Below are 10,369 nucleotides of genomic sequence, written 5' to 3' on the forward strand. Positions count from 1 at the left end.
ACCCGTACCCCTACGCCCGCCCCCAGACCCACCCCCGTGCCTCCGCCTTCCCACGGCTCGGCCGGGGCCCGGCCCCGGGAGGCGGGCCGTGTCCGCGCCGTCGCGCCCTGGGTACGCACCCGGCTGCGGACCGCCCCCGGGGCCGCCGCCGCCCTCGGGGCGCTCGTCCTGCTCACGGCCTTCCTCGCCGCCGCGTTCCCCCGGGCCGTCGACGCGTACGAGACCGACGGGCTGCGCCGTGAGATCACCGGCACGCCCGTCAGCGACACCGTGCTGCAACTGACCGCCCCCCAGGCGGGCCTGGAGATCCCCGAGCCCCAACGGGTCGAGGCGATGCGGCCCGACGCGCTCGAAGCCCTCTACCGGCGGGCGGTGGCGAGCCTGCCGAGTCCGCTGCGGGTGGACCTCGCCGAGTCCGCGTACGGGGTACGCACCGGCGAGCCCCTGACCGGTACGGACGACTGGCTTCCGCGCCCCGACGCGATCCCGCCCCGGTTCACCCTGGCCACGCAGTCGGAGCTGGCCACGCACGCCACCGTACGGAGCGGACGCCTGCCCTCCGCGGGCCGGGGTGCGGACGCGCGCACGAAGGAGGTGGAGGCCGCCGCCACCACGGCGACCGCCCGTGAGCTGCGGCTGCGCGTCGGCTCCGTACTCCGCCTGAGCGACCGTTACGGGACCCGGGCCCTCACCGTACGGATCACGGGACTGGTCGAACCCCGCCACCCCGAGGGAAGTTACTGGTCCGCGGAACCGCTCCTGCGCGCCCCCGGGCTGAACGCCCTGCCGTCCCGGCCGCCGCAGCTCCGCTGGGAGGCCGGACTGCTGCTGGCGCCCGAGGCCGCGCCCGCGCTCCTCGGCACCCGTACGGAGTCCGAGAGGTACTGGCGCCTCGCCCCGGCCACCGGAGGGCTGACCGCCGCGGACGCCCCGGAGCTCGGGCGGCGGATCGCCTCCCTCGAAAGCGGCCCCGACCTGCTGCGGATGCGGGAGATCGCGGGCGGGAACGCGGTGGTGGAGACCGGCCTCGGCGCGGTCGTCGGCTCCCATCTCGCGACGCGCGAGGCGATCTCGCGGATCGTCGTCGTCGCGGCCTTCGGCATCGGTACCGTCGCCGCCGTCGTCCTCGCGATGGCCGGCGGTCTGATCGCCGCGGGCCGCGCCGCCGAACTCGCCCTGCTGCGCTCGCGCGGCGGCTCCCTGCCCGGCATCGGCGGGCGGCTCCTCGCGGAGACCGCCGTGATCGCGCTGCCCGCCGCCGGGGCCGGACTGCTGCTGGCGGTACTCGCGGTGGACGGGGGCGGCGACGGGTCCCTGGGCGGGGTACGTCTGCTGCCCGCCGTGTACGGCGCGTCCGCCGTCGCGCTGCTCGCCTGTGCCGCGCTCCCGCTCCGGGCCGTCCCGCCGCTCCGCGGGGCGCGCGCGTACGGGGGCCGCGACGACCTGACGGCGGCGCGGCCGAGCCGCCGCCGTACCGTGGCCGAACTGACCCTGCTGCTCCTGGCCGTTGCCTCGGTGGCGGCGCTGCGCCGCCGGGGCACGGCGAATCCGTCCGGCGGGGCGGGCGACCTGCTGGTGAGCGCGGCCCCCGTCCTGGTGGCGCTGATCGCCGCGCTCGTCCTCGTACGGCTGTACCCGCTGCCCCTGCGCCACGCGGCCCGTTCTGCGGCGCGGCTGCGCGGCGCGGTCGGTTTTCTGGCACTCGCGCGGGCGGGCCGGTCCTCGTCGGCGACGGCCGCGCTGCCGCTGCTGGCGCTGCTCATCGCGCTGACGACGGCGGCGTTCGGAGGTTCCGTACTGTCGGGCATCGCGGACGCGCGCGACAGGGCCGCGCTGCTGGCCGTCGGCGCGGACGCGCGGATCTCCACCCCGGGCGACGCCCTGCCGCTGCCGCCGGGCGCGGAAGGTGCGGTGCGTGAGGTGGCGGGCGTACGGGAGGTGACCCCGGTACGGATCGACTCGGTGGCGGAAGCGGTGCCGGCGGCCGGGCCGGGGTCGGCGGGGTCGGCGGCCGGTACCGGGGCGGCAGGCGGATCCGGGTCCGGGGCGGCGAGCGATACCGGGTCCGGGGCCACCGAGGACCCGCGGAAGCCGGTCACCCTGATCGGGGTCGAGCCCGACGCGTACACCCGGCTGGCCCGGCGGACGGACCTCGGGGCGTTCCCGGCCGGTGTGCTGAAGGCGCGTGGCCGGGGCGGGGTGCTGAACGCGGTGGCGTCCCCCGCCGTCGCCGAGCGGCTGGGCACAGCGCCGCGCCGGATCCTCTCGTCGGCGGGCGGGATCACCGTACGGATCACCACGGTCCGGTCCCACACCCCGGCCGCTCCCCGCTCCGACTTCCTGCTGGTGGACAGCGCGGCCCTGACGGCGGCGAAACCGACGACGCTGCTGGTCACGGGCGAGCGGCTGGACGGTGAAGAGCTGCGCGCGGCGATCGAGGGCCTCCAGGGCTCGCGGACTCCCGGTCGGGGTGCGGGCGCGTCGTCGGCCCCGTCCTCGTCTTCGTCTCCGTCTTCGTCCCCGTCATCGTCCTTGTCGTCCGCCTCCTCGGCCTCGGCCTCGGAGGTGAGCCTGCGGAGCGAGGAGCGGGCTTCGTTCACCGCGTCGCCGCTCCAGTCGGGCGCCGAGCGGATCTACGCCGTCGCCGCCCTGGCCGGCGCGGCCTACGCGGTCGTCGCCCTCCTCCTCTCCTTCCTGCACGCCGCGCCCGAACGCACCGCCCTGCTGAGCCGGTTGCGCACCATGGGCCTCACCACCCGCCAGGGCCGTCTGCTGCTGGGCCTGGAAGCGCTGCCACAGGCGCTGCTCGCCGCCGGGGGCGGTGTCCTCGTCGGCTGGGCCACCATCCGGCTGCTGGCCCCCGGCATCGACCTGGCGCAGCTCGCCGTGGCCTCCGCGTCCGCGTCCGTGGTGGGCGATGTGTCGCTGAGCACGGACGTATGGTCGCTGGCGCTGCCGGCGGGCGGTGTGCTCGTACTGGCGGGGGCGGTGGCCGCCGGGCAGGCATGGCGGGCGGGCAGACGCGGATCGATCACGGAGCTGAGAGCGGGAGACACACGATGACGAGCCCGACCCCGAACTCGAACCCGACCCAGGGTGTGACCCCGAACCCGGGCCCGACCTCGAACCCGGGGCCGGGACCGGGCGTGGGACCGGGACCCGGCGTGGCACCGGGCGCGGGCCCCGCTCCCACCCTCACCGACCTGGAACGGCAGGCGACCGCACACCGGAACCGCCCTTCCTACGGCCACGACGCGCTGATCACGTGCGACCGGCTGGTGCGGGTCTTCACCACGGACGGGGTGGAGGTGCAGGCCCTCCAGGGGCTCGATCTCACGGTCCAGGGGGGCGAGTTGATGGCCCTGGTCGGCGCGTCCGGCAGCGGGAAGTCGACGCTGATGAACATCCTCGCGGGCCTGGACGTCCCCACGGCCGGCGCGGCCAGGGTAGCGGGACGCGATCTGCTCGCGATGGACGCGAAGGTCCGGCTGAACTACCGCCGTGAGGTGGTCGGTTTCGTCTGGCAGCAGACGACCCGCAATCTCCTGCCGTACCTGACGGCCGGCCAGAACATCGCTCTCCCGATGCAGTTGAGAGGCCGCGGCGGCCCCCAAGGCGCGAATCGGCTGAAGTCGACGCGATCCCTGCGATCCCTGCGATCCGCGCGATCGTCGAGGGCGAAAGGGGAGCGGGCGAAGGAACTGCTGGCGATGCTGGACGTCACCGACTGCGCCGACCGCCGCCCGCACCAGCTCTCCGGAGGCCAGCAGCAGCGCGTCGCGATCGCCGTGGCCCTGGCCAACTCCCCTTCCGTGCTGCTCGCCGACGAACCGACCGGCGAACTGGACTCGGCGACGGGGGAGCAGGTCTTCGCCGCGTTCCGCCGGGCCAACGAGGAGCTGGGGACGACGATCGTGATCGTCACGCACGACCAGGCGGTCGAGAACGAGGTCCGCCGTACGGTCGCCATCCGCGACGGCCGCACCTCGTCGGAGGTCCTGCGGCGTACGGAGATCGACGCGGAGGGCCAGGAGTCGGTGGTGGCCCGGGAGTACGCGATGCTCGACCGGGCCGGGAGGCTCCAACTGCCCGCGGAGTACACGGCGGCGCTCGGCATGGAACAGCGGGTGATGCTGGAGCTGGAGCAGGACCACATCGAGGTATGGCCGGACGGCGCGAACGGCACGGACGGGACGACGCGCTGAGGCGTACGCCCGTCCGGGGCGCCGGGGCGTCCGGGGCGGGCGATGCGCCGGTGCCGAAGGGGCGCGGCCCCGGAAGCCGGTCGTACGTACGGGTTCGTCGTCCGGATCCGTACGGCACCGCGGCCCACCCCGTACTGCTGGTGCGGCACTCGCTCTGCGTACCTTGCGCGCTCCAAGCGAAGTCCCGCCGGACGGTCTCAGGGGCGGTCCCGTTCCTACGGGCGGTCCCGTTCCTGCCGAACCGGGCGGCGGGTCACCGTCCAGGACGCGGCGGCGACGGCGCCCGCCACGGTGAGGACGGCGGGCCAGGCGCCGATCTTCTTGGCCAGCGGATGCGAACCGGCGAAGGCGACGAGGTACGCGGCGCTCAGCCCGACCGCGGCCTTGGTCCCGCCGGTCCGGTGCCACTCGCGCGCGGCCACGGCGCCGGCGGCGGCGAGGGCGATCCCGCCGAGGGGACGCTTCTTGGTCCACCGGGCGATCCCGTACCCGCCGACGAGCCCGCCCGCCGCCGCGCCTGCCGCGACGGCCGCGGCCGGGAACCTCGCCGCCGATGTCGCCGCTCCCGCGCCTACCCCTGCCGCTGTCGCCATGTCCGCCGCCTTCGCCGCTCTTCGGATCGCTTCCGGATCCGCTGACACGACCGAGCCTAACCAGGAGAGCCGGAGCGGCCACGGAAGTGGGGGCGGTACGAGTCGGACGATATGCCCGGAACGTAACCGAGGACACAAGAGATCGTCACAGCCCATCGGCGCATGTCCACGTGCCCTCGGGCCTGGGCAGTGAATCCCCATGCCCAGGACCACCACCGCCGACGCGGCCATCGCCAAGCTGTCCCGTACGCAGATGCGCCTGGCGACGACTCGCCAGTTACGTGCCACCGGCCTCGCCGCCGGGACCGCCGCCGGCCGCTGCGCGCCGGGCGGCCCCTGGCAGCGCCTGCTGCCCGGCGTCGTCCTGATACAGACCGGTGCGCCCGATCCACGCCAGCGGCTGCTGGCCGCGGTCCTCTACGCGGACGCCGGGACGGCCGGCCTCTCGGGGACACACGCGGTCCTGACGGGGGAGGCGGCGCTGTCGCTGTACGGAGTGCGGGGCGCGACGGCCGAGCAGGCCGACGTCCTGGTCGGCGCGCGCCGAGGTCTGCGGGACAGATCGTACGTACGGCTGCGCCGCACCAGCCGCTGGCCACCGACGCTGCTGGTCAACGGCATTCCCTGCGTACGCCCGGTCCGCGCCGCCTCCGACTTCGCCGCCCGTGAACCCTCCACGGAACGGGTACGCGCGATCCTCGCGACGACGGTCCAGACCTGTAGCTGCCACCCGGAGGACCTCCGCGCCGAACTGCGCGCCTCCCACGCCCTGCGCAACCCGGCGGTCGGCGCGGTCCTGGACGAACTCCGCGCGGGCACCCGCTCCATCGCCGAGGGCCAGGCCCGCGACACCCTCCTCGCCGCCGGCCTCCCGCACCCCCTCTGGAACCCGGTCCTCCTCACCCCGAGAGGCACCTTCCTCGCCCGCCCCGACGCCTACTGGGCCCACGCGGGCGTCGCCCTGGAAGTCGACTCGGAGGAATTCCACCTGGGCGTCACCGCCTACCGCACCACCCTCCGCCGTCGCCTCCTCCTGGAAGCCCACGGAGTGGACGTGATCAGCGCGTTCCCCGCCCTGATCCGCGACCACCCCGAAGAACTGGTGGCCGCGGTCCGCACCAAACTCCACCAGGCCACATCCCGCCCAGCCCTCCCCGACGTCATCATCCGCCCCTACCTCTGACCACCTCACCCACGCGGATTTTGATCAAGCAAGCTGAGCTCTTTCAAGCCAGTAAACGCTTAATTCAGGCCACTCGTTCTCGGAGTGCGCAGTAAAATGATCAAAATCAATCAACTAGTAGGCAGCATGTATGCATGTCTGCGTACAGAGCTACCTTCGGGCACATCGATGGGATCTCCCCTGGAGCCCATTTTGACTCCCGTGTTGCTGTCAAGAGAGCCAAGCTTCACAAGGCCGAACGGGACGGGATCTCTTGGGGACGTGACGAAGAAGGTCAGCGAGCGGCAGATGCGATTGTGTTGAGCAAGGGCTACAACGATGATCGCGATGGTTGGAACGAGGTGCTCTACACCGGAGCTGGCGGCCGAGATGAGAACACTGGGCGTCAGGTAAAAGACCAAACCTGGGACAACCCAGGGAACACGGGACTTCGGCGCAGTCAAGTCAAGGGATACTCGATTCGCGTCATCCGTGGGGCCACGGGTGAGAAAATTTATTCACCTAGCAGCGGGTATCGATATGACGGACTCTATAGGGTCGTGGACTCTGCGTTTGAAGACGGTGAGGCAGGCTTCAAGATCTGTCGGTTTACGCTGCGCCGCCTCCCTCTCGATAAGCAAGAACTGCTGCCCATAAGACAGCAAGTCCAAGAGGCGCTTGACGGTTCTCCGCTCAGGAGGACCGCAACCGTTGAGCGCATTGTTCGGGATACTTCAACGGCTCGACGCGTAAAGCAGTGGTACGGGCACACCTGTCAAATATGTAGGACTGCTCTTTTGGTCGGGCCGGATGGAATGAGCTACGCAGAAGGAGCTCATATTCAGGCGTTGGGATGGGATGATGGCGGTCCGGATATTGATAGGAATATTCTATGCCTATGCCCCAATTGTCATGTTAGATTGGATCGTGGCGCAATTATCTGAATGATTGCCTGGATGTCATTGATCGCTATCCTAGTGACAAGACGTCACCAAAGATAAGGCTTACAACGGTGGACCAACACCGGATTGAGAAGAAGTTCATCCAGGCCCATCGTCGTTTTTGGAAGATAGTGGACGAGGATTCTTAGGCGGCAGCGATGGCCGAGTAGGTCCAGACGTCTGCGGGGAGAGGAGTGTGAAGCTTCCAGGTGATGCCCATTGGCTTGCTGCCCTCGTGTGACACATAGCTGGCTGGACCGAGCAGCATCCAGGGCTGGGGGCCACCAATATCTGTTTTCTTGTAGCGACGAACAAAGAGCAGCACATGACTTCCGCTGGCTTGATGGGACTGATAGCGGATGCCTGTGGGTGAAGACTCCGATGTTTGGTTCTGTGACTCCCAGTGGAACCGAGTGTCGCTCATCGCGTAGTCCTTGTAGCGAGTCTGCGGAGAGAAGTCCTTCTCGTCTTTTTCAAGAGTGATGAGGAGGGCATCAGTCTTGGCCTGATCGCACCAGCGCACACCCTCACGGAAGTGGCCTGGCATCAGGCCCTCGATGGTGGATTCGCCTAGCGCTGCAAGGATTTCCTCACGGCTGTAAGACGCGTGTACTCGAAGAGGCAGGGTGCTGTGCGCACCAGTAAGAGGCGGCGTGACATGGTCAAGGCGATCGAGGACGTGAGCGAGGATCTGGCGCAACTCGCCTCGTACGGCCGTCTGGTGACGCAGTGATGTGAAGCCGGCTTGGTAGGAGTTGAAGCCGCCCAATGGCCAGAGTGTGAAGAAGAGCATCCGTGCGTAGGAGCGCTCCATCTCGGCGAGTTCGTCGTAAGGCGGTGCGTCGTCTTCCAGCAGTCGGGTATAGGCGGCGGCCCGGGCCGGATCATCTACATGGAGGAAGGCTGACGCTCGCTTCAGCAATGCTGCCTCGCCGTCAGGTGCTGGGCCGAGCAGGAGGTTCGCTCGGCGCAGTAGCGCGGTCCAGGAGTGGTTTGTTCCTCGGTAGAGCTCCTTGATCTCACGGCCGCTTTCTGCGAGGTATGCGGCTAGTCGCAGCTCGCCAAATTGCCGCACTTCATTGGCGAGTTGAGTCACATTCACACCGATCTGAGTGCGAATATTTTCAATGATAAGTTCCTTGGCCTTGGGCTCAAGAATGATTTGGCAGCCTGAAGGTAGTTGCGAAAAGTCATGCTCGATGGCGGAGACGAGCCGGTTTCGGGTGAGGTTTGTGAGCGAGCGAAACTGTTCCTCGAAGCGGAACTCCTTGCGGTGTTGACCGATGAAGTCCAGTACGGTGAGGACCGCCTTCCCCTCGCAGCGGCGCAGGCCCCGTCCGAGCTGCTGCAAGAAGACCGTGGCGCTCGATGTCGGGCGCAGCAGGAGGAGTGTGTCAACGTTGGGAATATCGAGACCCTCGTTGAACAGGTCCACGGAGAAAATCACCTGCAGTTCGCCAGCCCGCAGCGCACTCAGTGCAGAGCGCCGTTGGTCAGGCGGAGTGTCACCTGACAGGGCAATAGCGTTCAACCCGGCTTGTTGGAAGAATTCTGCCATAAAGTGGGCGTGAGCTACTGATACGCAGAATCCTAGTGCGCGCATGCGACCTGGATCAGCGATCTTATCTTCTACTGCTTTGACTACTAGTCGCGCGCGAGCATCATTTCCCGTAAAGAGATTGCTGAGCGCGGTGGTGTCGTACGCGCCACGCTTCCATTGGATTGCGGTGAGGTCTGAGGTATCCGTGATCCCGAAGTAGTGGAAGGGTGAGAGGAGTTCATTCTCTAGAGCTTCCCATAGGCGCATCTCGGCGGCAATACGTCCATTGAAGAACTCGTCCTGAATGTTCAAGCCATCCATACGCTCAGGAGTTGCTGTCAAGCCAAGAAGTTCAATAGGTTTGAAATGATCGATGATCTTCCGATAGGTCGGAGCTGTGCCATGATGAAATTCATCAATCACAACAATATCGAAGTGGTTGCGGGCGAGTCTCTCTAGAGTGCGAGCGTTAAGGGATTGGACACTCGCGAAGACATGGTTCCAGTCGGATGGGATTTCTCCACTGAAAAGCAATTCGCCAAAGTTTCCATCGTCGAGAACACCTTGATAGGTTCGGAGTGACTGTTCCAAGATCTCCTTGCGATGAGCGATGAAGAGGAGACGCAGATCCCGCCCCAGCTTTCTGCGGAGCGCCTTGTAGTCAAGCGCAGCCATGACTGTTTTGCCCGTACCTGTTGCGGCCACCAGGAGATTGCGATGCCGGTCATGGACATCCCGCTCCACCTGAAGGCGTTCCAACATGTCCTGCTGGTGCGGATAGGGGCGTACCTCCAACCCCGACAGGGTGATGCTCAGGCTGTTGGCGGCCGTAGTGGTACCGCTTGCCTCCCGTAGAGCTGCGTCCAGGCGATCCCCATGAATCGCCGGGTCATATGCCTCGAAGGCGGCCTCGCTCCAATAGGAATCAAAGGTGGCCTCAAACTTCTTCATGACATCCGGGGTGGCGACTGATGAGAGGCGGACATTCCACTCAAGCCCATCGAGGAGTGCTGCCTTCGAGAGGTTCGAGCTTCCGACATACGCCGTGTCGTACCCAGAGCTTCGTCGGAAGAGCCAGGCTTTCGCATGGAGACGGGTAGAGCGAAGCTCGTAGTTGACCTTTACCTCAGCGCCAAACTCTTGGACTAGTCGATCCAGAGCCCGTCGTTCAGTGGCACCGATGTAGGTGGTTGTGATGACTCGGATAGGGACTCCGCGCTCGTGGGCCGTGCGGAGAGCACCTTCAAGAACGCGTAGTCCATGCCATTTGACGAAGGCGCAAAGAAGATCGACTCGATCCGCGGTAGCCAGTTCCGCGCGAAGCTCAAATCCCAGGTTGGGATCCTCTGGAGAGTTTGTGAGCAGGGCGGTGTCGGAGAGAGGGGTAGCAGGGCGGATGGCATAGACACCTGGTGCCTCCTGCTCTGCGATGGCCATGAGCTGCCGAGGGCCTTCGGCCACCATGTCCACCCACTCTTTTGCGCCGGCCAGAGTGCTGACCGAATCGAGGATGTGGTTGGCAGCGTGGACACGCTCGGTGTCAGGCAGGCCGCGCAGGACGCGCCGGACAGTGTCGGCAACATGCCGGGCGAGGACATGAGGGGTGGACTCGACGCCCACTTCGGCATCGATGGCTCGCCATCCCGTGCCGTCCATCTGCTTGAGACGGGCTTCGAGCCGCAGCGTGATCAGCTGCTCGTAGAGTCCGGTTGCCGGAGATCTGTCGTCCAGCGCGTCCGTCATCCAAGATCCCTTCATCGAAGCCGCAAGGTCGATTCTGATTTTTGCAGCAGCCACTGACATTCCACCGATGAAGGGACTAGGGCAGGGCCTAGAGGGCGGGCGCTACACCTCGCCTGGTCCGCCGTGGCAGTCCCTGTAGGGCTTGTTCGAGGTGCACCAGCAGAGGGCGTTGCGGGGTGGGGGCC

General features: G+C 67.6%; 7 protein-coding genes. 4 read left to right on the forward strand and 3 right to left on the reverse strand.

The window, feature by feature from the left end; all coding sequences use genetic code 11:
* Positions 1-36 precede the first annotated feature (36 nt).
* Positions 37-3,063: an FtsX-like permease family protein gene (locus tag BFF77_RS28505; protein WP_066955482.1), complete on the forward strand. Its 3,027-nt coding sequence runs from the start codon at positions 37-39 to the stop codon at positions 3,061-3,063.
* Positions 3,060-4,205: an ATP-binding cassette domain-containing protein gene (locus BFF77_RS28510; RefSeq protein ID WP_079125569.1), complete on the forward strand. Its 1,146-nt coding sequence runs from the start codon at positions 3,060-3,062 to the stop codon at positions 4,203-4,205. The genes BFF77_RS28505 and BFF77_RS28510 overlap by 4 nt, the downstream gene beginning before the upstream one ends.
* 215 nt (positions 4,206-4,420) lie before the next feature.
* Here BFF77_RS28510 and BFF77_RS28515 read toward each other — a convergent pair whose 3' ends face one another.
* Positions 4,421-4,798, reverse strand: a complete 378-nt coding sequence (locus BFF77_RS28515) for a hypothetical protein (protein WP_066955485.1) — start codon at positions 4,796-4,798, stop codon at positions 4,421-4,423.
* 199 nt (positions 4,799-4,997) lie between these two features.
* On the opposite strand from BFF77_RS28515, the gene BFF77_RS28520 reads away from it, so the two are divergent.
* Both BFF77_RS28520 and BFF77_RS38280 read left to right on the forward strand, forming a co-directional pair.
* The gene (locus BFF77_RS28520; protein WP_066955488.1) at positions 4,998-5,981 is read left to right on the forward strand and encodes a hypothetical protein; all 984 of its coding nucleotides are present in this window, start codon (positions 4,998-5,000) and stop codon (positions 5,979-5,981) included.
* Positions 5,982-6,115: 134 nt separating this feature from the next.
* Positions 6,116-6,904 carry a YDG/SRA domain-containing protein gene (locus BFF77_RS38280; protein ID WP_079125570.1) on the forward strand — a complete coding sequence of 263 codons (789 nt, stop codon included), beginning with the start codon at positions 6,116-6,118 and terminating at the stop codon, positions 6,902-6,904.
* Positions 6,905-7,046: 142 nt separating this feature from the next.
* Here the strand turns inward: BFF77_RS38280 and BFF77_RS33765 are convergent, their stop codons facing one another.
* Both BFF77_RS33765 and BFF77_RS38285 read right to left on the reverse strand, forming a co-directional pair.
* On the reverse strand, positions 7,047-10,184 hold the full coding sequence (locus tag BFF77_RS33765) for a DEAD/DEAH box helicase (RefSeq protein WP_079125571.1): 3,138 nt from the start codon (positions 10,182-10,184) through the stop codon (positions 7,047-7,049).
* 102 nt (positions 10,185-10,286) lie between these two features.
* Positions 10,287-10,369 (reverse strand): SEC-C metal-binding domain-containing protein (locus tag BFF77_RS38285; RefSeq protein ID WP_141698549.1); only part of this gene is annotated, 83 nt, incomplete at its 5' end.

It is taken from the genome of Streptomyces lushanensis, from assembly GCF_001700515.1.
In the GTDB taxonomy this organism is placed as follows: domain Bacteria; phylum Actinomycetota; class Actinomycetes; order Streptomycetales; family Streptomycetaceae; genus Streptomyces; species Streptomyces lushanensis.